A 22,324-nucleotide genomic window follows, 5' to 3' on the forward strand; every position below is an offset into this window, starting at 1 on the left:
AGGACTGGCAAGATGACCAAGAACGAACTCTTTGAACGGATCGTCACGATCCTGCACGACAGCTTCGAGATCGACACGGCGCGGATCACGCCCGAGGCGAAGCTCTACGACGACCTGGACATCGACAGCATCGATGCGGTCGACCTGATCGTGCAACTCAAGCCGCTACTGGGGCGGAGCCTCCAGCCTGACGCGTTCAAGTCGGTACGCACGGTGCAGGACATCGTGGACGTGCTGTACGGACTGATCCGCGACGAAGCCGCCTGACGCAGGCCGCACCGTGTCCCGGATAGGCGCGGCCATCTTCGTGGTCCTGTCGGTGGCGTACCCCCTGGTGGTGTACTGGGCCATGGGCCGCTTCGAGCCCCGCTGGCTGGCGGTACTGCTGCTGGCGCTCGCGTTGCTCCGTGCGGTCGCGACCCGACAGGCGGTATGGCTGGTGGCAGCGGCTGGTGCCGCGCTGCTCGCCCTGCTCGCCACGGTCTCCAATGAAGCGCTTCCGCTGAAGCTATATCCCGCGCTCGTCAACGCGGTGATGCTGGCCGTATTCGCCACCAGCCTGGCATTCCCGCCGTCGGCAGTGGAGCGGATCGCGCGGATGACCGAACCGGACCTGCCGCCGGCCGGCGTCGCGTATACACGGCGGGTAACGCAGGTGTGGTGTGTGTTCTTCGTCTTCAACGGTGCGCTGGCGGTGGCGACGGCGCTGTGGACATCCGACCGCGTGTGGGCCTTGTACAACGGCCTGATCGCCTACGTGTTGATCGGCACGTTGTTCGGCGTGGAATGGCTCGTGCGCCGTCGCGTGCGGGCGGGACACTCGCATGGCTGAGTGGCGCCCGCTGGCCGACGTAGCCCTGCAGCCGTTGCCTGGCCGCACCTTCGCGCGCAGCGAAGGACGCGTGCTCGACCACGCGACGTTCCATCGCGAATTCGTGCGCTGGCATGCCGCGTTCGGTGCCGCGCCGGGTGCGAGGTTCGCGCTTCATCTCGAAGATGCGACCCGATTTGCCGCGGCCCTGTTCGGCGCCTGGCATGCGGGGAAGACCGTCGTGCTTCCCGGCGACGCATTGAGCGGCACCCAGGCGCGCCTTCAGCCGCACGTGGATGGATTCGCAGGTGATTGGCCGGGCACGGTGGCCCTGAGCGAAGGCGTGGCGACCGACGGTGTCTTCGCGCCGCTGGATCCCGAAGCCACGCGACTCGTGGTGTTTACCTCGGGCAGCACCGGCGAGCCGGTGGCCATCGAGAAGCGGCTACGCCAGCTCGATGCCGAGGTGCGCGCCTTGGAGCGCGCGCTCGGCGAAGGCCTGGAGGACGTCGCGATCCACGGAACGGTCTCGCACCAGCACATCTACGGTTTGTTGTTCCGCGTGCTGTGGCCGCTGGCGGCGGGTCGTGCGATCGTGCCGCGCGCGTTCTTCCCCGAGGATCTGCTGGCGGCCATGGAGGGTCACGACGCGGTGCTGGTCGCCAGCCCGGCCCACCTGAAGCGGCTGCCTGCGCAACTGGACTGGTCGCTGCTGCACGGGCGCCTGCGAGCGGTGTTTTCGTCAGGGGGCGCACTGCCTGCCGAGGCCGCCCACGATGTCGCCCGTTTGCTTGGGGTACCACCGGCGGAAATCCTGGGCAGCAGCGAAACCGGCGGCATCGCCTGGCGTCGATGGGACCGCGAGCAGCCCGCCTGGCAGCCACTGCCCGGTGTGGACTGGAAACTCACGGAGGGTGCGCTGGAAGTACGTTCGCCGCACTTGGCCGAACCCGCCTGGTGGCGTACCCAGGATCGCGCCGAAGCCGATGGCGTAGGTGGCTTCCGTCTGCTCGGGCGCGCCGATCGCATCGTGAAGGTGGAAGAGCGGCGGGTTTCGTTGGATGCACTGGAGCGGCAGATTCAGGCCCATCCTGCTGTCCGTGAAGCACGCGTGTTGTTGTTGGGGGGAAGCCGCAGCGCGTTGGCGGCCGTGGTCGTGGTCGAAGCGAGCGTTCCGCTTCCCGAGGACGCGGCGGGCCGCCGTGCCCTGGCGAACACCTTGTCGCGTCATCTCGCAGGTGCGCAGGACGCGGTAACGCGTCCGCGGCGCTGGCGTTTCGTGGCCGCGATGCCGGCGAACGCACAGGGCAAGGTGACCGAGGCGGCGCTGACGGCGCTGTTCCGCCCCGAACGTCCCGAGGCGCGCTGGACGCTGCGCGAGCCTGCGCATGCGCGGGTGGAACTGCCGCTTGATGCGTCGCTGGCCGTCTTCGAGGGTCACTTCACCCAGGCGGCGATCCTGCCTGGGGTCGCACAACTGGACTGGGCGGTGCAGCTGGCGCGCGAAGCGTTCCCGTTGCCGCCGCAGTTCCTCCGCATGGAGGCGCTGAAGTTCCAGCGTGTCGCGCGGCCGGGTGACGTGATCCGCCTGGATCTGGAGTGGTTGGCCGAGCGCAGCACGCTGGTGTTCCGCTACGTGTCGGAACACGGGCCGCATGCCAGCGGGCGCGTGGTGTTCGCCGATGGGGAATGAATCCATGGCCGCGGCGAACGGTGTCCGTCCGCTCGTGGTGATTCCGGTCTTCGACCACGAGCACGCCATCGCGACGATGGTGGACGGTGTGCGCGCGTCCGGCGTGCCGTGCGTGCTGGTCGACGATGGTTCCGGTGAATCCTGTGCGCGGGAACTGGATCGCCTGGCGGCGCTGCATCCGTCCGACGTGACGCTGCTGCGCCTGCCGGTGAACCAGGGCAAGGGCGGAGCCGTGCTGGCGGGCTTCCGCGAGGCGGCCAGGACGGGCTACACGCACGTGCTGCAGATCGACGCCGATGGCCAGCATGATCCCCGCGACATCCCGGGTTTCATCGAAGAGGCCCGTGCGCACCCGGACGCCATCATCTGCGGCGTGCCGCTGTACGACGCGAGCGTGCCGAAGGGTCGCCTCTACGGCCGCTATCTGACCCACGTCTGGGTTTGGATCAACACGCTCTCGTTCAAGATCCGCGACTCGATGTGTGGCTTCCGTGTCTATCCGCTGCCTCCGGTGCTGCGTTTGATGGACGAAGAGACCATCGGCCGTCGAATGGATTTCGATGTCGAAGTACTGGTGCGCTTGTTCTGGCGCGGCGTCGAGGTGCGCAACCGCCCCACGCGGGTGACCTATCCGCTGGACGGCGTATCCCACTTCGATGTCTGGCGCGACAACGTGCGGATTAGCCGCATGCATACCCGACTTTTCTTCGGCATGGTCTGGCGACTGCCACGCCTGCTGGCGCGCAAAGCGAGGGGTGGGCGCGCGTGAGCGATCGCTCGCACCACTGGGCCGACATCGGCGAATCCACGTCCGTGCGCGGCATCCTGCTGCTGTGCGCGGTGCACCGCTGGCTGGGGCGCTGGCCGTTCCGCATCTGCGTGTATCCGGTCGTGTTCGTGCACTGGCTGCTCAATGGCACGGCACGCCGCGCGTCCCGCCAGTACCTGGCGCGCCTGCACGAGCACCTCGGCGTACCGCCGCGGCGCCCGGGTGCATGGCAAAGCCTGCGGCACTTCGCGGTGTTTGCCGAGACGCTGCTCGACAAGATCCTGGCGCTGGGCCAGCGCTATCCGGTCGACAAGGTCACGATGGAGCGCCAAGGCGTGCTGGCGCGGGTGAAGGCGGGTGAGGGCGGACTGCTCGTCACCGCGCACCTCGGGTGCCTGGAGCTGTGCCAGGTGATGGCCGACCAGGTGCCGGGGTTCCGCCTGACCGCGTTGGTGCACACCGCGCATGCCGAACGCTTCAATCGGCTGATCCGTCGCCTGGATGCCGGCAGCCGCGTCGAACTGCTACAGGTGACGGACCTGGGGCCGGCCGATGCGGTGAAGCTGGCCGAACGCGTGGCGCGCGGCGAGTTCGTCGCCATCGCCGGCGACCGCGTGCCGTTGCGGGGCGGGCGTTCGGTGAAGGCGTCATTCCTCGGGCACGAGGCACCGTTGCCGATCGGTGCCTACGTGCTGGGTGCCGCGCTGCGTTGCCCGGTGTTCACCATGGCGTGCACCCACGTGGGCGACGGTTACCGCGTGCGCTTCGAGGCCTTCGCCGAGCGGATCGAGTTGCCGCGCGGATCGCGCGACGAGGCGCTGGCGCGCTACGCTGCGCAATTCGCGGCATGGATGGAGCGGCAGGTCCGCGATTCGCCGTACGACTGGTTCAACTTCTACCCCTTCTGGGATCAGGTAACGCATGACGCCCGCCATGAATGAATCCGCCGCGCCCGTGTTCGGGGACGCGCCCTTGCGCATCGAGGACGTGGTGGCGCTGTCGCAGCGCCGCGTCCCGGCCGTGCTGTCGCGCGAGCCCGCGTTCCGTGCTCGCATCGCCAAGGGAGCCGACTTCCTTGACCGCCTGCTGCAAGAGGAAGGCGTGATCTACGGCGTTACCACCGGCTACGGCGACTCCTGCACGGTGAACATCCCGCCGGCGCTGGTCGCGGAGTTGCCGCACCACCTGTACACCTATCACGGCTGCGGATTGGGCCGTTTCCTCGACGCGACCGAGACGCGCGCCGTGCTGGCCGCGCGCTTGGCGTCGCTGGTGCGCGGCATGTCCGGTGTCAGCCTGCCGCTGTTGGAAGGGCTGGAAGGCCTGCTGCGCCATGACGTGCTGCCCCTGATCCCCGCCGAGGGTTCGGTGGGCGCCAGCGGCGACCTGACCCCGCTGTCCTACGTGGCCGCCGTCCTGTGCGGCGAGCGCGAAGTGCTGCATGAGGGCCGCATCCGCCCGGCGGCGGAGGTGTTGGCCGAGATAGGCCAGGCACCGTTGACGCTGCGGCCCAAGGAGGGCCTGGCGATCATGAACGGCACGGCCGTGATGACGGCGCTCGCGTGCTTAGCTTTCGACCGCGCCGAGTACGTTTCGCGCCTGGCCACGCGCCTGACCGCGTTCAACGTATTGGCCAGCAACGGCAATGCGCACCACTTCGACGCGGTGCTGTTCGCCGCCAAGCCGCATCCCGGCCAGTCGCGGGTCGCTCAACGCCTGCGCGAAGACCTGCACAGCGATCGTCCGCCGCGCAACGAGCAACGCCTGCAGGACCGGTACTCGCTGCGCTGCGCGCCGCACGTGATCGGTGTGCTGGAAGATGCGCTGCCGTTCTTGCGCCAGTTGATCGAGACCGAGCTCAACAGCGCCAACGACAACCCGCTGATCGATCCCGAGCGCGAGCAGATCCTGCATGGCGGCCACTTCTACGGCGGCCATATCGCGTTTGCGATGGATGCGTTGAAGAACACCGTCGCGAACGTCGCCGATCTGCTGGATCGCCAGTTGGCCTTGATCGTCGATGCCCGCTACAACCATGGGCTGCCGGCCAACCTGTCCGGTGCCACCGGGCCGCGTGCAGCGATCAACCATGGGTTGAAAGCGCTGCAGATCAGCGTGTCCGCCTGGACGGCGGAGGCGCTGAAACTGACGATGCCGGCCTCGGTGTTCTCGCGTTCGACCGAATGCCACAACCAGGACAAGGTCAGCATGGGCACGATCGCCGCACGCGACTGCCTGCGCGTGCTCGAACTCACCGAGCAGGTCATCGCCGCCATGCTGATCGCGGCGCGCCAGGCCGTGGGTTTGCGCCAGCGCGTAGGCCTGCAGTCGACGCTGGGCGAAGGTCCGGCCGCGATGTACGACGACCTCTGCGCACGCATCGCGCTGGTCGAAGAGGATCGCGCGCTCGATGGCGAGCTTCGCCAGCTGGTGACGGACATCCGCGCCGCGCGATGGAACGTCTATGCCGGCTGAGCTTCGCGACGACCTTCGCATCGAAGTGGCGCTGAGTCCGGCGTTCCATGACTGCGACGCCATGCAGGTGGTCTGGCACGGGCACTATTTCAAATACCTCGAGATCGCCCGGTGCGCGCTGCTGCAGCGGTTCGACTACGACTATCCGCAGATGCAGGCGTCCGGCTACATGTGGCCCATCGTCGATGCGCGGGTGAAGTACATCCGCCCACTGCGGTACATGCAGGCGCTGCGCGTGTCGGCCCGGATAACCGAGTGGGAAAACCGGCTGAAGATGGAGTACGAGATCCGCGACGAAGCGAGTGGGGAGGTCCTGACGCGCGCGCATACGCTGCAGGTCGCGGTCGACGCGGCTTCAGGCGAGATGCTGTATCAGTGCCCCCCGGTCCTGTGGGAGCGCCTGAGAGTGCCCGCGCCATGAAGTTTTCCCACTTGCTGGTGTCGTTGTTCCTCATGGCTGCCCTTGGGGTATCCCTCCAAGTCAGCGCCGTGAACTCGCAGTCGCCTGATCCGCTGGCAGGGGTGCGCACGCAGGTCGCGCAGGTGCCTTTACTGCGGGGCGGGTTCTCGCAGGAGAAACAGGTGGCCGGCTTCCGCAATCCGCTGCGTTCGTCCGGCCGTTTCGTGCTGGCGCGCGAGAAGGGTGTGATCTGGACGACGGTCGCACCTTTTCCGTCCGAAATCGTCATCACCCGCGACCGCATCGTCAGCCGCCAGCGCGACGGGAGCGCGCGGGTCGAGGTCGATGGTCGCCAGCAGCCCGGGCTCCGGACCGTGAACGCGATGATGTTCGCCCTGATGAGCGGCGACATGAAGGCGCTCACCACGACGTTCGAGGTGAAAAGCGAGCCCGCGGACGGGAAGGGCTGGCGGATGACGCTGTTGCCGCGTTCGCGCCAGCTCGCCCAGGCGTTCACGTCGGTGCGCCTGGCCGGCGACCGCTACGTGCGCGAAGTGGAGCTGCGTGAGGCCAACGGCGACGTCACCCGCATCCGCTTCGACGGGATGAGCGAAACTCCCGCCACGCTGACGCGCGAAGAGGCGGGCCGGTTTGACTGAGTCGCAGGTGTCGCCGGAAGCGGACCGCAGGCTGCGCGGCTGGCGCTGGCTCGCGCTGGCGTGGCTGCTCGCGCTGGTGGCCGTGGCCTGGCACCAGTGGGGCTTCTGGCAGTCGCCACGGATCGACAGCGACATCCTGGCGTTGCTGCCGCAGGACGCAGGAGATCCTGCGGTCGCCGACGCCACGCGCCTGATCGCCGGCAACAGCTCGCGCGACGTCGTGGTGATGCTCGGGGCGGACGAAACGGAAGCCGTATTGCGCGCGCGCCAGGCGTTCGAAGCTTTCGTACAGGATCGCGCGACGAAGGGAACGGATCTGCTGGTGGCGGAGCGTTCCCCCGAAGACTGGTTCAGCCAGGCACGCGACACACTGGCGCCGCATCGCGATCGCCTGCTGACGGCGGCACAGCGGCAGCAGCTCGAAGACACGCCCGTGGACACGCTTGCCGAGTCGGCGCTGGCCGCCCTGTACGGTCCCATGGGTGCGCCGCGCCTGACCGAGTGGCGCAACGATCCGCTCGGCTTGTGGCCGCAGTGGTGGCAGGCCCAGGCCGCTGCGTCGGGCATGACGCTGGACGGGGACGGCTTGCTGCAGGCCGAAGACCGTCATTGGGCGGTGCTGCAGTTCACCTTGCGCGATTCCGCCTTCAAGCTGGATGGCGAACGCAGGCTGCAGGACCTGCTGGATGGGGCATCTGCGGCGGCGACCTCCGCTGCACCGGGCCTGCATGTACTGAAGGCGGGCGTGCCCCTGCATGCGGAATCCGCTGCAGTGCAGGCCAACCGCGAGGTCAACACCATCGGTTGGGGTTCGCTGGCGGCCGTGCTGCTGCTGGTCTGGCTGGCGTTCCGCTCGCTGCGCCCGCTGCTGCTGGTCGCGCTGTCGTTGTTGGTGGGATGCGCGGTCGCACTGACGGTCACCGTGCTGGTCTTCGGCAAAATCCACCTGCTGACGCTGATCTTCGGTGCGAGCCTGGTGGGTGTGGCGGAGGACTACGGCATCCACTGGTTCGCGTCCCGCCAGGGCGAACCCAAGGCACGGCGATGGTCGTTGCTGCGCCACCTGTTGCCCGGCTTGTGGCTGGCCCTGCTGACCAGCGCGATGGCGTACCTCGCATTGGGCCTTGCGCCGTTCCCGGGGTTGCGGCAGATGGCGTTGTTCTCGGTCGTCGGCCTGACGGCGGCGTTCCTCACTGTGATCTTCGCCTTCCCCTGGCTCGATGGTGGCGAGGTACGCGCAACAGCGTTCTCGCGCTGGCTGGGCGGCACGCTGGCGGGTTGGCCTCGCCTGGCGAGTCGCCGAAGCGGCATCGTGCTCGCGGTCATCATCCTGGTCGTGACGGTGCCCGGGCTTCTGCGCGTCCAAGGCAACGATGACCTGCGCAGCCTGCAGTCGTCTCCCCCCGCGCTGATCGCGCAGCAACGCGACGTCGGGCGACTGCTGGACATGCCGAGTCCCGCGCAGTTCTATCTGGTGCAGGGTCGCGATGCCGAGCATGTCCTGCAGCGCGAAGAGCAGCTGGTGGCGCGCCTGCGCGAGACGGAAGCGAAAGGCTTGGTGGGCGGACACCGCGCACTCAGCGACTGGCTGCCGTCGCAGCAGCGCCAGGAAGCGGACGCCGCGCTGACCGCGCGCGTCGAGCGGGAGGTGCTGGAACGACTGTCGGTCGCCACCGGTGAAGCGCTCGAGCGCGGCGCCTTCGCAGCGCGTCCGCTCGACCTCGATACCTTCATCGCATCGCCGGCGGCATTGCCGGTGCGCCATCTCTGGCTCGGACAGGTGGGGCAGGGCATGGCCTCGGTGGTGATGGTCAACGACCTGTCTCGCCCGGATGCGCTCGCCACCTTCGCCGCTCAGGCGGACGGGCTCGACGGTGTGCGCTGGGTCGACCGTACCGCCGACATTTCGCGCCTGCTGCAGCATTACCGGCGCATGATGACCGGCCTGCTGCTGGCGGGCGTGGTCGTCGTATTCGGCGTGCTCGCGCTGCGCTACCGCTGGCAGGCCTGGCGCGTGATCACGCCTACCTTGCTCGCCGGCGTGCTGACCGTGGCGCTGCTGGGCTGGCTCGGCCAGCCGTTGCAGTTGTTCAACGTGCTAGCGCTGATGTTGCTGCTCGGCATGGGCATCGACTACGGCATCTTCCTGGTCGAACACCGTGGCGATGCCAGCGCTTGGCTGGCGGTCTGCGTCGGCGCGGCGAGCACGTGGCTGTCGTTCGGCCTGCTGGGCCTGTCGGCGACGCCGGCGCTGCGCGCTTTCGGCTTGACCCTCCTGTTCGGCATCGGCCTGGTCTGGCTGCTGTCGCCGCTGTTCCGGCCCGCGCCGGATCATCTCCCCACGAACGGAAACACTGCTGCATGAAGACGGAACGCACTGACATCCTGATCATCGGCGCCGGCCCGGCCGGCTCGGTCGCCGCCGCGATGCTGCGCCAGCAGGGCCGCAAGGTCCTGATCGTCGAGCGCGAGCAGTTCCCGCGCTTCTCGATCGGCGAGAGCCTGTTGCCGCAGAGCATGGAATACATCGAAGCCGCCGGGCTGCTGAAGGACGTGGTCGAGGCCGGCTTCCAGTACAAGAACGGTGCCGCGTTCGTGCGTGGCGAACGCACCACGGAGTTCGATTTCCGCGACAAGTTCTCGACTGGCTGGGGAACGACCTACCAGGTCCAGCGCGCCGACTTCGATCATGTGCTGGCGAAGGGCGCGGAGCGCATGGGCGCGGAGGTTCGTTACCGCCACGAAGTGCTGGCAGCCGAGCCTGGCGAAACGCCGCGTGTCACCGTGCGGTCGCCCGAGGGCGAGGAGTACGTGATCGAGGCGGACTTCATGCTTGATGCCAGCGGCTTCGGTCGCTTGCTGCCGCGCCTGCTGAAGCTCGAATCGCCGTCCAACTTCCCCGTGCGCGGTGCGATCTTCACGCACGTGCGTGACCACATCCCGGTGGATGCGGGTTTCGACCGCAACAAGATCCTGATCACCACGCACCCCGAACACGTGGATGTCTGGTACTGGACCATCCCGTTCTCCAATGGCTGCTGCTCGCTGGGCGTGGTGGCCGAGCAATCCTTCCTTGATCGCTACACCGGCACCGAGTTGGAACGCCTGCAGGCCATCGTTGGCGAAGATCCGAACCTCACACGCTTGCTGAGGAATGCCGAGTGGGCGGTGCTGCCGGTGCGGCAGATCACGGGTTATTCCGCCAACGTGCGCTCGCTGTGGGGCCCGGGCTACGCGTTGCTGGGCAATGCGGGCGAGTTCCTCGATCCGGTGTTCTCGTCCGGCGTCACCATCGCGTTCAAGTCGGCGCAGCTCGCGAGCGAATGCCTGCGTCGCCATTACGCAGGCGAGAAGGTGGATTGGGAAGCCGAGTTCGCCGAGCCGTTGCGCGGTGGCGTGCAGACCTTCCGACGGTTCGTGGAATCGTGGTACGCCGGTGGCTTCCAGAAGATCATCTTCCATCCCGATCCGCAGCCCGATATCCGCCGGATGATCTGTTCGATCCTGGCCGGCTACGCCTGGGACAAGAAGAATCCTTACGTTGCCGAAACGCAGCGCCGGCTGCAGGTGCTGGAGCAGCTGTGCAGCGGCTGATCGCCCTGCTGCTGGCCGTCCTGCTGACGGCGTGCGCGTCGCAGGCCAAGCACGCGCCCGGTATCGCGTTGCCGCCGTTGCGGCTCGCGCCGGCCACGCTCGGGAAGGAGCTCGCGCTGCAGCAGCGCCTGGTGTTCCGATTCGGATCGCAGGTGCGCGAAATGGATGCACTGCTCGAAGTCGACGCGCGCGACGTGCGGTTGGCGGTGCAGGCGATGGGCCGCACCGGGGTCACCCTGCAGTGGGATGGCGCGCAGCTGTCCGAGCAACGTGCGCCCTGGTTGCCGTCGGCGGTGCGGAGCGAGCGGGTACTCGACGATGTCCAGTTCAGCTTGTGGCCGGCGGATGCCGTGCGCGCGGCGCTACCTCCCGATTGGACGCTTTCCGACAACGGCAGTACGCGTGAGCTTCTTCACGGGGGCCGTGCCTGGCTCATCCGTGAACGCGTGAATGCGACCACGCTGCAGGTTCGCAACGTCGCCGATGGCTATGATCTGACGATCGAATCGGTGGCCGGCGGAGACGTACTTCCTTGAACGGCGACGCCATTTTCCTGAACGACCTTGGCATCGTGTGTGCCCTCGGCGCCGACAAGTCCGCGGTGCGCGAAGCCCTGTTCCGCGACGACGCGCCCAGGGGCGTGGCATCGAACGACGCGCTGATCGCCGGTCATCGCCTTGCACTGGGCAGGGTCGTGGCACCGCTGCCTTCGCTCGACGACCATCCTGTGCAACTGCGCGGGCGCAACAACGCGCTGCTGCGCGCGGCCTACCTGCAGATCCGCGACCGCGTGCAACAGGCCATCGACTGCTACGGCTCCAGCCGTGTGGCCGTCGTGGCGGGCACCAGCACGTCGGGGATCGGCGAAGCCGAGAAGGCGATGGCGCATTGGCGCGCACAGGGAGAATGGCCTGCCAGCTTCCACTACGTGCAACAGGAGATCGGTGCGCCGTCGCGCTTCCTGGCGGCGGAAGCGGGTATTCGCGGGCCGGCGTGGACGCTGTCCACGGCCTGTTCCTCCAGTGCCAAGGCGATGGCGTCCGCGGCACGCCTGCTGCGTACCGGCGTGGTCGACGCGGTGATCGCGGGCGGTGCGGATTCGCTATGCGAATTCACCGTGCGCGGCTTCATGGCGCTGGAGTCGGTGTCGGCCGAGCGCTGCAATCCTTTCTCCGAACATCGCCACGGCATCAACATCGGGGAAGGCGCGGCCCTGTTCCTGATGACGCGCGAGCCCGGACCTGTGCGGTTGGCGGGGTGGGGCGAAACGTCGGACGCCCACCACATCTCGGCACCCGCACCCGAAGGCCATGGTGCGATCGCGGCCATCGAACAGGCATTGCATCGTGCAGGTCTCGATGCGAGCGACATCGACTACGTCAATCTGCATGGCACGGCGACGCCGCAGAACGATGCGATGGAAAGCCGCGCCGTGGCCGCGGCGCTCGGCGCGCACGTGCCGGTCAGTTCCACCAAGCCGTTGACGGGCCACACGCTCGGCGCCGCCGGCGCGATCGAGGCCGGCCTGTGCTGGCTCGCGATGGTGGACAACACCGGCCACCGGCTGCCGCCGCACTGGTGGGATGGCGCGGCGGATGCCGCACTGCCGCCGCTTGCCTTCGTCGCGCCCGGCGACCGAGCTGCAGGGCCGTTGAAACATGTACTGAGCCAGTCCTTCGCGTTCGGTGGCAGCAACGCGGTGCTGGTGTTCGGGGGCGAATGAAGATGGACGTGCTGTACGACATCGAGCGTGTGGTGCCGCACCGGGGGACGATGCGGCTGGTCGACCGCCTGGTGGCCTGGGGCGAAGACACCGTGGCGGTCGAACTGCGCGTCCCGGAGGAGGGGCCGTTCAGCCACGCCGAGGGCGTGCCTGCCTGGGTGGGCGTGGAGTACATGGCCCAGGCCATCGCCGCGTGGGCGGGTTGTCATGCACGCCAGGCGGGCCGGGAGCCTTCGATCGGCTTCCTGCTGGGCACGCGCCGCTATGAGAGCCGGGTCTCCTGGTTCCGGGCGGGGGCATTACTTCGGGTGGAGGCGCGGCGTGAGCTGCTGGGCGACAATGGGCTGGGAATGTTCAGCTGCCGCATCCTGGGGGACGGCGAAGAACTGGCAACCGCCAACGTCTCGGTGTTCGAACCGCCGGACGCGATGGCCTATCTGGAGAGTGTGCAGTAATGAGGGGAGAGACAACGGTCCTGGTCACCGGGGGGAGCCGGGGCATCGGTCGCGCGATCGCGCTGCGGCTGGCGCAGGATGGATTCGACGTGGTCGTGCATTGCCGTAGCCGGGTAGAGGAAGCCGAGGCCGTCGCCGCGCAGGTGCGCGCGCTCGGACGCGACGCCCGCGTGCTGGCCTTCGATGTCGCGGACCGTGCGGCCGCCGCGCAGGCGCTCGACGCCGACATCGCCGAGCACGGCACGTACTACGGCGTGGTCTGCAACGCGGGCATCGCGCGCGACACTGCCTTCCCCGCGATGAGCGGCGAGGACTGGGATGCCGTGCTGGGCACCAACCTCGACGGCTTTTACAACGTGCTCAATCCGCTGGTGATGCCGCTGGTGCGCCGGCGCAAGCCCGGCCGCATCGTCACGCTGTCATCGGTGTCGGGCCTGGTCGGCAATCGGGGGCAGGTCAACTACAGCGCGGCGAAGGCCGGCATCATCGGCGCGACCAAGGCGCTGGCGCTGGAGCTGGCCAGTCGCGAGATCACCGTCAACTGCGTGGCCCCCGGCCTGATCGATACCGAAATGGTCAGCGGCGAGGTGGTCGACGAAGCCCTGAAGATGATCCCGATGAAGCGCGTGGGCAAGCCGGAAGAGGTCGCGGCGGTAGTGTCGTTCCTGATGTCGCCGCAGGCGTCCTATGTCACCCGCCAGGTGATCTCGGTCAACGGAGGGTTGGTCGGATGAGTCGCGTAGATCGACGCGTGGTGGTCACCGGCGCAGGCGCCATCAGCCCGCTGGGACACGATTGGGAAAGCGTGCACCTGCGCCTGCGCGAGTGCCGCAATGCCGTGCGCCACATGGAAGACTGGGACAAGTACGAAGGCTTGAATACGCGCCTCGCGGCGCCGGCCGAGCCCTTCGACCTGCCAGCGCACTACAACCGCAAGACCACCCGCAGCATGGGTCGGGTGGCGGTGATGGCGGTGCGCGCCACCGAGCTGGCACTGGAACAGGCCGGCCTGCTGGGGCATCCGGTGCTGAAGAGTGGCAAGGTCGGTGTGTCGTACGGCTCGTCGGCCGGCAGCCACGAAGCCATCGGCGATTTCGGTCGCATGCTCAACGCGCATACCACCGAAGGCATCAACGCCACCACGTACCTGAAGATGATGAGCCACACCGCACCGGTGAACATCGGCGTGTTCTTCGGCCTGACAGGGCGTGTCTATACGACGTCCAGTGCCTGTACCTCGGGCAGCCAGGGTGTCGGCTGCGCATACGAGGCGATCCGCAACGGCAAGCAGGTGGCGATGATCGCCGGCGGCGCGGAGCAACTCGACGCGACCGCCGCTGCGGTATTCGATACCTTGTTCGCCACCAGCGTGCGCAACCACGAACCGGAAAGCACGCCACGCCCGTTCGACGCGAACCGCGACGGCCTGGTGCTGGGCGAGGGCGCCTGCACGCTGGTGCTGGAGGAACTGGAACATGCGTTGGCGCGCGGTGCGACCATCCTGGGCGAGATCGTCGGTTACGGCACCAACAGCGACGGACAGCACGTGACCCAGCCCAGCGCGGACACGATGGCGCAGGCGATGCGTCTCGCGCTCGAGGATGCCGACCTGTCGCCGGACGTCATCGGCTACGTCAACGCGCACGGCACGGCCACCGACCACGGCGACATCGCCGAAACGACCGCCACGGCGGCGGTGTTCGGCAGCCGCATGCCGATCAGTTCGCTGAAGAGCTACGTGGGCCACACGCTGGGAGCGTGCGGCGCCTACGAGGCGTGGATCACCCTGCAGATGATGCGCGAGGGCTGGTTCGCCCCCACGCTGAACCTGGAGACGCGCGATCCGCGTTGCGCCGACCTGGACTACATCACCGGGGAAGGGCGCGAGCTGCAGACCGATTACGTGATGAACAACAACTTCGCGTTCGGCGGCATCAATACATCGATCATCTTCAAGCGCTGGAAAGACTGACGTTCCACATCCACAGGGGGAAAGATGGACAAGCGTTACGTTTCGCTGCTGCTCGCGGCCGTATTTGCCTTCGCCGCAGCACCTGGGTTCGCTGGCAAGCATGATCCGATGGATATCCCCGTCTACGAGCGGGTTGAATCCACAAACGGGATTCCACCCAGTGCCGCACGGATCAAGGCGGCCATCCTGCATGCGGGCAAGACACGCGGCTGGACCATGGTGGAAAGCGAGCCGGGGCGCGTCACCCTGCGTTACGCGCCGCGGACCCATGAGGTCGTGGTGGCCGTTCGTTACGACGACAACGGTTTCAAGATCGAATACGTGTCGAGCGTGGAGATGAACTATCGGGTCAAAGGAAACACGCCCGAAATCCATGGCAACTACAACCGCTGGATCCGCAATCTTTCTCAGGACATCCAGATGTCGCCTGTATTCCACCGTGTAGAGGCGGCGGCGCCATGAGATTGCGTCACGCGCTGCTGGGCCTGGGGTTGGCGATCGTATCCTTCCAGGCACTTGCCGACGATATCATTCGCATATCGCCGCAGATCGAGCTGCGGGCGGGCTACAAGGGTTATCCAGAGTTCGAGGAATGCGCCTGGATGACGGAGTACCCCGCGCACCTGGTGGAGTATGCCAAGGGGCAGGTCGAACTGACCGACGCCTCTCTCGATACGGTGCCGGGAAGGACATTGCGCGTGCGCATCATGCACATGCGCACGGCCGACGGTGGCGGCTTCTCGGGTCCCAAGTGGGCGATGATCCGGGCCGAGCTGTACGAAGACGGCAAACTCATCGGCCAGTATCAGCCCTATCGGCGCACGATGACGATGTTCCGCGACGGGTGCTCATCGCTCAGCAAGATCAGCGATGCATTGGCCGCCGACACGGCCGCTTGGCTGCGCCGCGGAAATTTCAAGATCGAGTATCCGGACGACCAAGCCACGATCGAGATCGGCCCGGAAGAGGACGTCCCGCCGATCCAATGATCGATACCCTGCGGTCGGCACCTGCACGGTATCCGAACATCGCGGCTGGCAGCCTGTGCGAAGGCTGCGACCCAGTCTCTTTCCCCCAAACAGGAGTAACACCATGAAACGATTTCTGATCACTGGTCTGTTGACGATGGCGGTGCTGGCGCCGCGAGCGGATGCGGCCGACACCCGCGTCGAACTGCCGTTCCAGGAGCTGGTGAATTCGCCGGAAGCCAAAGCCGCCGGTATCGACGGCAGCGTGCGCTTCTATCTGGCCGGTCAGAAGACGCCCACCGTGGTGTCGCGCTTCGGCGAAGATGTGACCAACAAGAAGACCAATGGCGTGGGCAAGTCCGATGCCGAATCCTGCCGTTGGGTCGCCTTGTCGGCGTTGAAGGCCCTGCAGGAAGGCGCAAAGGATCGCGGCGCCAATGCGGTCATCGACATCGTCAGCTACTTCAAGAAGAACGAGTTCCGCAGTGCCACCAATTTCGAATGCCATGCGGGCGGCATCATGAGCGGCGTGGCCTTCAAGGCCACCTACGCGAAGGTCAAGTAAACCGCTTCGCGGTGCCCACTCGGCCGCCTTTGGGCGGTCGAGTACTCTTCATCAATCGCCGGGCAGGCGCACGCGCCGCAGGCGTAGCGCGTTGCCGACAACGGACGCGGAGCTGAGGCTCATCGCCAGCGCCGCGAACATCGGCGAAAGCATCGGTCCGCCGAACAGGCCCAGCACGCCGGCCGCGACCGGCACGCCCAGCGCGTTGTAGGCGAAGGCGAACGCCAGGTTCTGTCGCATGTTGCGCACCGCGGCTTCGGACAGCGCCTTGGCCCGTGCGATACCGCGCAGATCGCCTTTCACCAGCGTCACCTGCGCGCTGGACATGGCCACGTCCGTACCCGTGCCCATCGCGATGCCGACATCGGCCGATGCAAGGGCCGGGGCGTCGTTGATGCCGTCGCCCGCCATCGCGACATGACGGCCTTCCTGCTTCAACCGCGCAACGAGTGCAGCCTTGTCCGCGGGTCGAACGTCGCCATGGACTTCATCGATACCGAGGCGGGCGGCGACCGCTCGCGCGGTGCGCTCTCCATCGCCGGTAGCCATGACGATGCGGAGCCCGCCTTCGCGCAACGCGCGCAGGGCGTCGGGCGTGCTCGCCTTGATGGGGTCGGCTACCGCGATGCTCCCGGCGGGCGCGCCATCGACGGCAAGGAACATCACGCTGCCACCCTCTTCGCGCACTCGATCGGCATCGCCTTGCAGCGTTTGGACGGCGACGCCTTCTTCGCTCATCAATACGATATTGCCGAAGGCGAGGCGATGAACGTCTACCCGCCCGCGGACGCCGATGCCGCTGCTGGATTCGAAATCCTGTGCCGGCGAGAGCGCGAGGCCACGACGTCGCGCTTCCTGCACCACGGCGTGGGCCAACGGATGCTCGCTGCCGGCGTCCAGGCTCGCGGCCAGGCGCAGCACAGTGTCTTCGTCGAACGGGGGCAGTGCATGCACCGCCTTGAAGGCCGGACGGCCTTCGGTCAGCGTGCCGGTCTTGTCGACGATCAACGTGTCGACCTTACGCAAGGTTTCGATCGCTTCCGCATCGCGGAACAGCACGCCAGTCTGCGCGGCGCGGCCGCTGGCCACCATCACCGACATCGGCGTGGCCAGCCCCAACGCGCAGGGGCAGGCGATGATCAACACCGAGACCGCATTGAGCACCGCATGTGTCCATGACGGTTCGGGTCCGAAGAATCCCCAGCCCAGCAGCGTCGCCAGGGCCGCGCCGGGGACGCCAAGTACGAACCAGAACGACACCCGGTCCGCGAGCCGCTGCAGCGGTGCGCGGCTCCGTTGCGCCTGCGCGACCAACTGCACGATCTGCGCCAGCACGCTGTCGCTGCCCACTTTCTCCGCGCGAATGACCAGACTGCCGGCACCATTGAGCGTGGCGCCGATCACCCGATCGCCGGGGCCGCGTTCCACGGGCATCGGTTCGCCGGTGAGCATCGATTCGTCGATATGGCTGCGCCCGTCGATCACCGCACCATCGACGGGCACCTTCTCGCCGGGCCGGACGCGCAAGCGGTCGCCGAGATGCACGTGCGACAACTGGATGTCTTCTTCATCGCCGTCGTCGCGTAGGCGGCGGGCCGTCTTGGGTGCCAGGCCGAGCAGGGCGCGGATGGCGGCGGACGTCTGCGAGCGCGCTTTCAGTTCCAGCAGCTGGCCCAACAGGGTCAGCGAGACGATCACCGCGGCGGCTTCGAAGTACACGCCGACATGGCCGTGTTCGCGGAACGAGGGCGGGAACAGCTCGGGCGCCAGCACGGCGACCACGCTGTAACCGTAAGCCGCCGCCACGCCGGTGCCGATCAGCGTCCACATGTTGGGGCTGCGATGGAGGATCGACTGCGCCCAGCGCTGGAAGAAGGGCCACGCGGCCCAGAGCACGACCGGAGTGCTGAAGGCGAACTCCAGCCACGTGCGCACGGTCGGTGGGATCACGGAGAGGTACATGCCTCCCATCGCGAGCAGCAGGGTCGCTGCGCTGAGGGGCAGCGTCCACCAGAAGCGTCGTCGGAAATCGGTCAGCTCGGGGTTCTCTTCGTCGTCCAGCGAGGGCAGCATCGGTTCCAGCGCCATGCCGCACAGCGGACACGTGCCGGGCGCATCGCGCACGATCTCCGGATGCATCGGGCAGGTGTACTGCGTGCCGGGTGGCGCGATAGCGGACGGCGTCGCCACCGATGGGTGCAGATAACGCGCGGGATCGGCGACGAATTTGGTGCGGCACCCGGCGGAGCAGAAGTGGTATGACGTGTCGCCGTGTTCCGCGTGGTGCGGCGTGGTGGCGGGATCCACCCGCATGCCGCAGACCGGATCGGTGGCGAGCGTCTCGTCGATCGTCGAAGCGTCCTTGTGGCCGCTGCAGCATGCAGCCTTCCCCGGTGTCGCAACGTGTCCCTGAGGTTCGTGATGATGCGTACCGCTCATGCCTCGCCTCCCAGCGCGGATAGGATCGGGCACTGGTCCAGCGCTCCGTGGCCGGGGCAGGCGTCGACCAACGTCCGCAGGCCGTCGCGTACGCGCGTCAGTTCGGCGAGACGCCGCTCCACGTCGGCCAGCTTGTCGGCCGCGGCGGCGCGGATGCCGGCCATGTCGCCGTCGTCGGTGCGGCTGAGGGCGAGCAGGTCGCGGATCTCTTCGAGCGTGAAGCCGAGGACCTTCGCGCGGCGGATGAAGGTCAGCCGCAGCACGTCGTCCGCTTCGTAGTGCCGGTAGCCACTGGCGCTGCGTGTCGGCGGGGGCAGCAGGTGCTGCTTTTCGTAGTAGCGCACGGTGTCGATGGGGACGCCGGTGCGGCGGGACAATTGTCCGATGTTCATGCGGGAACTCCTCGAAGTACCTGCAGTCTGCACCCTGGAGTACGCTCCAGAGTCAAGGGGTAGGGCGGCATCCGTGCCGCCCTTTCCGGATCACGGCGAATGTTCCGCGTAAGGCGTGGTGGTGCCGTCGCGATGCAGTGCGAGCACGGTGTAGGAAGGCGCATCGACGCCTTCCACTTCCATTCCGGGAGAACCCATCGGCATCCCGGGCAGGACGAGGCCGCGGATGCCCGGCTTCTCATTCAACAGGCGACGGATGTCCGATGCCGGCACGTGGCCCTCGATCACGTAACCGCCGATCTCAGCGGTATGACAGGAGGCATGTGCGGGCAGGATGCCGAGGCGCTCCTTTACCGGGCTCATCGCTTCTTCGACGCGGTCGTCGACGTCGAGGCCTTCCTTGCGCAGGTGCTCGACCCACAGATGGCAACAGCCACAGTACGCATCGCGATGCACGGTGATCTTCGGCGCCGCAGCTTCCTTGGCTTTCCGTTGCTCGGCAGGCGCGGGCGTCGCTGCAAGGGCGCTCTCCATCGGCGCCGGGACCGCCTGCGTGCAGGCGACGAGCATGGTCGCGAACAGCAACGTCGCGAGGTGGGGCAGGGGAATGCGATAGGTCATGGCGTTCTCCTCAAAACCAGATCCGGACACCCGCAACGACGCGGGTATCGCGTGGCGATTCGCCTTCGGCGCGCCGCAGATCCGCGGTGTCGCCGAGGGCGCGCTCGTGCACGACACCGACATAGGGCGCGAAGCGGCGGCTCGCTTCGTAGCGCAGGCGAAGCCCCGCTTCGATGCCGGTCAAACCCCGGGCGATGCCGTAGTCCGGATCGTCCTTGGCGGCGAGGTCCACTTCCACCAGCGGCTGCAGGATCAGGCGGTTGGTGATGCGCAGCGTGTATTCGGCTTCGACATTTGCCGCGATCTGGCCGCCTTCGCCGACATACGCGGTCGCCGACACCTCGAAGCGGTACGGCGCCATGCCCTGCACCCCGAACGCCGCCCAGGTGCGCGCATCGCCGGGCGTGAAGTCGTGCTTGATGCCGGCGACCACGTCCCACCACGGTGAAACGCTACGGCCGTAAAGCACCTCGAGATCGGCACTTTCGGTGTGGCCGCCCATCCGTTCACCTTCGCTGCGCAGCCACAGCCGGTCGGTGTCGGTGCCGAACCACGCCATGCCTTCCCAGGCCTGACCGGTACCTTCGTCGGCGTCCCACGCTTCCAGTCGGTTGAACGTTACCTTGCGGTTGAACGCCGGGGCGTGCTGCATCGCATGGTGGTCGATGTCGGGAAACGCGGCCGCCAGATCGTCGGCGGTTACCGGCGGAATGGGTTCGTGCGGCGTCGTGGCAGCGCCCTCCGTCATCGCGGCATGGTCGTGCTGTGCGTGCGCGTCTTGCTCGGACGAGACGGTCGTCGCCTGCGTAGCGTGTTGCGCGTGGTCATGGTGCTGCGCAAAGGCCGGAACGCTCGTGCCCGCGAGCGCCGCGATCGCGGAGGCAACGCGCAGCAGGGTGGGGGAGGTCTTCATGCTTCGATCCTCACTTCCCGCATCATGCCGGCTTCCATGTGGTACAGCAGATGGCAGTGGAACGCCCATCGCCCCAGCGCGTCGGCGCGTACGCGGTAGCTGCGTCGCGTGCCCGGGGGCATGTCGATGGTGTGCTTGCGCAGGTGGAAGCCGCCCTCGGCGTTCTCCAGATCGCTCCAGACGCCATGCAGGTGGATGGGATGCTGCATCATCGTGTCGTTGACCAGCACGATGCGCATGCGCTCGCCGTACTTCAGGCGCAGCGGCTCGGCACTGGCGAACGGAATACCGTCGAACGACCAGGCGAACTTCTCCATATGCCCGGTGAGGTGCAACTCGACGGTGCGTCCTGGATCGCGGCCGTCCGGATCGTCGAACAGGCTGCGCATCGCACCGTAGGTCAGTACCTGGCGCCCGTTGTCGCGCAGGCCGATGCCAGGATCGTCGAGCTTGGGTTCGCTCGCGGACGATTGCATGTCGACGAGCGGGTTGCCGGTCTCGCTGGCCGGATGATTCGGCGCTGTCGACGCGTTGCCATGGGCGCCATGGTCCATCGCGCCCATGTTCGCGCCACAGCCGCCTTCACCCATCATCGCGCCGCAACCACCCTCCATGCCTTTCGCTGCGCCATGTCCGCCCATGTCGTGGCCCATGTCGGCCATCGTCAACAGCGGGCGCGGGTCGCGGGACGGAATCGGTGCGTCCAGGCCATCGCGCACGGCCAGCGTGCCGCGTGCATAGCCGGTGCGGCCCATGTCCTGCGCGAAAATCGTGAAGGCGTCCTGGCCGGCGGGTTCGACGATCACGTCGAAGGTTTCCGCCACTGCGATGCGGAACTCGTCGACGCTGACCGGATGGATGTACTGCCCGTCGGCGGCGACCACGGTCATCTTCAGCCCGGGGATGCGCACGTCGAAGTAGGTCATCGCGCTGCCGTTGATGAAGCGCAGCAGGATCTTCTCGCCCGGTTTGAACAGGCCGGTCCAGTTGTGCGACGGCGCCGCGCCGTTCACCAGGTAGGTGTAGGTGTGCGCGTTGATGTCGGAGATGTCGGTGGGCGTCATCCGCATGCGTCCCCACATGCCGCGGTCTTCGATGGTTTCCGCCAGTCCGTCGCGCTTCGCATCGCGCACGAAATCCACCAGCGTGCGCTGGTAGTAGTTGTCGTGCTCCGGCATCTTCTTCATGCGGCGGTACAGCGCAGCGGGTTCCAGGTCGGTCCAGTCCGACAGCAGCACGACGTGTTCGCGGTCGTGGTGATAGGGCGGCGGGTCGCGCGGATCGATGATGAGTGCGCCGTACAGGCCGGCCTGTTCCTGGAACATGGAATGGCTGTGGTACCAGTACGTGCCGGACTGCTTCACCTGGAAGCGGTACTGGAAGGTCTCGCCCGGTGCGATGCCGTTGAAACTGAGCCCCGGCACGCCATCCATGTTCGATGGCAGGAGGATGCCGTGCCAATGGATCGAGGTCATGTCGCGCAGGCGGTTGCTGACACGCACGGTGACCGTGTCGCCCTCGCGCCAGCGCAGCGTGGGTGCCGGCAAGCTGTTGTTAACGGTGATCGCAGGCCGTGTGCGACCGGTGATGTCGACCGGCATCGCGCCGATGCTCAGGGCGAAATCGGTACCGGTAGCGAGGGCGGCGCCCCCGCGGCGCGCGGGCGTTCCGGCGGAGGCGGACGGGTGCGCCAGGCCGAGGCCGAGCGCAGCACCGCCGGCGGCCAGGCCGGTGACGAATTGGCGGCGCGTGGGACGGAACGCACCCAGGCGTCCCGGTGTGGGGTCATCGTGATTCATGCAAGTTCATCCTGTGGATCCGTCGCAGGGTGTCAGCCCGTGCGGCGGTTTCCGTGTTGTTCGCGAACCGGTGCAC

General features: G+C 67.3%; 23 protein-coding genes. 18 read left to right on the forward strand and 5 right to left on the reverse strand.

Translation table 11 applies throughout. From position 1 onward, the window contains the following. The first annotated feature begins 12 nt into the window (after nucleotides 1–12). The 18 genes from BM365_RS01395 to BM365_RS01480 all read left to right on the forward strand — a co-directional run bounded on the left by BM365_RS01395 (nucleotide 13) and on the right by BM365_RS01480 (nucleotide 16,084). Nucleotides 13–267 carry an acyl carrier protein gene (locus BM365_RS01395; RefSeq protein ID WP_093485922.1) on the forward strand — a complete coding sequence of 85 codons (255 nt, stop codon included), beginning with the start codon at nucleotides 13–15 and terminating at the stop codon, nucleotides 265–267. Nucleotides 268–280: 13 nt separating this feature from the next. Then, nucleotides 281–832 (forward strand): COG4648 family protein, encoded by a 552-nt coding sequence (locus tag BM365_RS01400; protein ID WP_093485924.1) that lies wholly within the window; start codon nucleotides 281–283, stop codon nucleotides 830–832. Beyond that, nucleotides 825–2,504, forward strand: a complete 1,680-nt coding sequence (locus BM365_RS01405) for an ApeI family dehydratase (protein ID WP_093485926.1) — start codon at nucleotides 825–827, stop codon at nucleotides 2,502–2,504. Before BM365_RS01400 ends, BM365_RS01405 begins: the two co-directional genes overlap by 8 nt. A gap of 4 nt (nucleotides 2,505–2,508) precedes the next feature. Next, nucleotides 2,509–3,273 (forward strand): glycosyltransferase family 2 protein, encoded by a 765-nt coding sequence (locus BM365_RS01410; protein WP_093485928.1) that lies wholly within the window; start codon nucleotides 2,509–2,511, stop codon nucleotides 3,271–3,273. Further along, nucleotides 3,270–4,214 carry an LpxL/LpxP family acyltransferase gene (locus tag BM365_RS01415; protein ID WP_093485930.1) on the forward strand — a complete coding sequence of 315 codons (945 nt, stop codon included), beginning with the start codon at nucleotides 3,270–3,272 and terminating at the stop codon, nucleotides 4,212–4,214. Before BM365_RS01410 ends, BM365_RS01415 begins: the two co-directional genes overlap by 4 nt. Next, entirely contained in the window at nucleotides 4,207–5,748 is a 1,542-nt protein-coding gene (locus BM365_RS01420) for an HAL/PAL/TAL family ammonia-lyase (protein WP_093489363.1), read from the forward strand. Before BM365_RS01415 ends, BM365_RS01420 begins: the two co-directional genes overlap by 8 nt. Then, nucleotides 5,738–6,169, forward strand: a complete 432-nt coding sequence (locus tag BM365_RS01425) for an acyl-CoA thioesterase (RefSeq protein ID WP_093485932.1) — start codon at nucleotides 5,738–5,740, stop codon at nucleotides 6,167–6,169. The genes BM365_RS01420 and BM365_RS01425 overlap by 11 nt, the downstream gene beginning before the upstream one ends. Next, nucleotides 6,166–6,807: an outer membrane lipoprotein carrier protein LolA gene (locus tag BM365_RS01430; protein ID WP_233210788.1), complete on the forward strand. Its 642-nt coding sequence runs from the start codon at nucleotides 6,166–6,168 to the stop codon at nucleotides 6,805–6,807. The genes BM365_RS01425 and BM365_RS01430 overlap by 4 nt, the downstream gene beginning before the upstream one ends. Beyond that, a complete protein-coding gene (locus BM365_RS01435; RefSeq protein ID WP_093485934.1) occupies nucleotides 6,800–9,172 on the forward strand; it encodes an MMPL family transporter in 2,373 nt (790 codons plus the stop codon). The genes BM365_RS01430 and BM365_RS01435 overlap by 8 nt, the downstream gene beginning before the upstream one ends. After that, on the forward strand, nucleotides 9,169–10,401 hold the full coding sequence (locus BM365_RS01440; RefSeq protein ID WP_093485936.1) for an NAD(P)/FAD-dependent oxidoreductase: 1,233 nt from the start codon (nucleotides 9,169–9,171) through the stop codon (nucleotides 10,399–10,401). Before BM365_RS01435 ends, BM365_RS01440 begins: the two co-directional genes overlap by 4 nt. After that, nucleotides 10,389–10,937 carry a DUF3261 domain-containing protein gene (locus BM365_RS01445; RefSeq protein ID WP_093485938.1) on the forward strand — a complete coding sequence of 183 codons (549 nt, stop codon included), beginning with the start codon at nucleotides 10,389–10,391 and terminating at the stop codon, nucleotides 10,935–10,937. Before BM365_RS01440 ends, BM365_RS01445 begins: the two co-directional genes overlap by 13 nt. Beyond that, the gene (locus BM365_RS01450; RefSeq protein ID WP_093485940.1) at nucleotides 10,934–12,124 is read left to right on the forward strand and encodes a beta-ketoacyl-ACP synthase; all 1,191 of its coding nucleotides are present in this window, start codon (nucleotides 10,934–10,936) and stop codon (nucleotides 12,122–12,124) included. The genes BM365_RS01445 and BM365_RS01450 overlap by 4 nt, the downstream gene beginning before the upstream one ends. A 2-nt stretch (nucleotides 12,125–12,126) precedes the next feature. Beyond that, nucleotides 12,127–12,579 carry a hotdog family protein gene (locus tag BM365_RS01455; RefSeq protein WP_093485942.1) on the forward strand — a complete coding sequence of 151 codons (453 nt, stop codon included), beginning with the start codon at nucleotides 12,127–12,129 and terminating at the stop codon, nucleotides 12,577–12,579. Then, entirely contained in the window at nucleotides 12,579–13,313 is a 735-nt protein-coding gene (fabG, locus tag BM365_RS01460; RefSeq protein WP_093485944.1) for a 3-oxoacyl-ACP reductase FabG, read from the forward strand. The genes BM365_RS01455 and fabG overlap by 1 nt, the downstream gene beginning before the upstream one ends. After that, entirely contained in the window at nucleotides 13,310–14,551 is a 1,242-nt protein-coding gene (locus BM365_RS01465; protein ID WP_093485946.1) for a beta-ketoacyl-ACP synthase, read from the forward strand. The genes fabG and BM365_RS01465 overlap by 4 nt, the downstream gene beginning before the upstream one ends. Nucleotides 14,552–14,575: 24 nt before the next feature. Continuing rightward, complete coding sequence (locus BM365_RS01470) at nucleotides 14,576–15,013, forward strand: hypothetical protein (protein ID WP_093485948.1); 438 nt, start codon at nucleotides 14,576–14,578, stop codon at nucleotides 15,011–15,013. After that, nucleotides 15,010–15,540 carry a hypothetical protein gene (locus tag BM365_RS01475; protein ID WP_139227261.1) on the forward strand — a complete coding sequence of 177 codons (531 nt, stop codon included), beginning with the start codon at nucleotides 15,010–15,012 and terminating at the stop codon, nucleotides 15,538–15,540. The genes BM365_RS01470 and BM365_RS01475 overlap by 4 nt, the downstream gene beginning before the upstream one ends. Nucleotides 15,541–15,643: 103 nt before the next feature. Next, complete coding sequence (locus tag BM365_RS01480) at nucleotides 15,644–16,084, forward strand: excinuclease ATPase subunit (protein ID WP_093485952.1); 441 nt, start codon at nucleotides 15,644–15,646, stop codon at nucleotides 16,082–16,084. A gap of 51 nt (nucleotides 16,085–16,135) precedes the next feature. On the opposite strand, the gene BM365_RS01485 is transcribed toward BM365_RS01480, so the two are convergent. The 5 genes from BM365_RS01485 to BM365_RS01505 all read right to left on the reverse strand — a co-directional run bounded on the left by BM365_RS01485 (nucleotide 16,136) and on the right by BM365_RS01505 (nucleotide 22,248). Next, entirely contained in the window at nucleotides 16,136–18,523 is a 2,388-nt protein-coding gene (locus BM365_RS01485; RefSeq protein WP_093485954.1) for a heavy metal translocating P-type ATPase, read from the reverse strand. Further along, on the reverse strand, nucleotides 18,520–18,915 hold the full coding sequence (locus tag BM365_RS01490; protein WP_093485956.1) for a heavy metal-responsive transcriptional regulator: 396 nt from the start codon (nucleotides 18,913–18,915) through the stop codon (nucleotides 18,520–18,522). The genes BM365_RS01485 and BM365_RS01490 overlap by 4 nt, the downstream gene beginning before the upstream one ends. A 90-nt stretch (nucleotides 18,916–19,005) precedes the next feature. Continuing rightward, nucleotides 19,006–19,536 carry a DUF411 domain-containing protein gene (locus tag BM365_RS01495; RefSeq protein ID WP_175502025.1) on the reverse strand — a complete coding sequence of 177 codons (531 nt, stop codon included), beginning with the start codon at nucleotides 19,534–19,536 and terminating at the stop codon, nucleotides 19,006–19,008. 10 nt (nucleotides 19,537–19,546) lie between these two features. Then, entirely contained in the window at nucleotides 19,547–20,449 is a 903-nt protein-coding gene (locus BM365_RS01500) for a copper resistance protein B (protein ID WP_233210787.1), read from the reverse strand. Next, on the reverse strand, nucleotides 20,446–22,248 hold the full coding sequence (locus BM365_RS01505) for a copper resistance system multicopper oxidase (protein ID WP_093485960.1): 1,803 nt from the start codon (nucleotides 22,246–22,248) through the stop codon (nucleotides 20,446–20,448). Before BM365_RS01505 ends, BM365_RS01500 begins: the two co-directional genes overlap by 4 nt. Nucleotides 22,249–22,324 lie beyond the last annotated feature (76 nt).

This window comes from Pseudoxanthomonas sp. YR558 (genome assembly GCF_900116385.1).
Taxonomy (GTDB): domain Bacteria; phylum Pseudomonadota; class Gammaproteobacteria; order Xanthomonadales; family Xanthomonadaceae; genus Pseudoxanthomonas_A.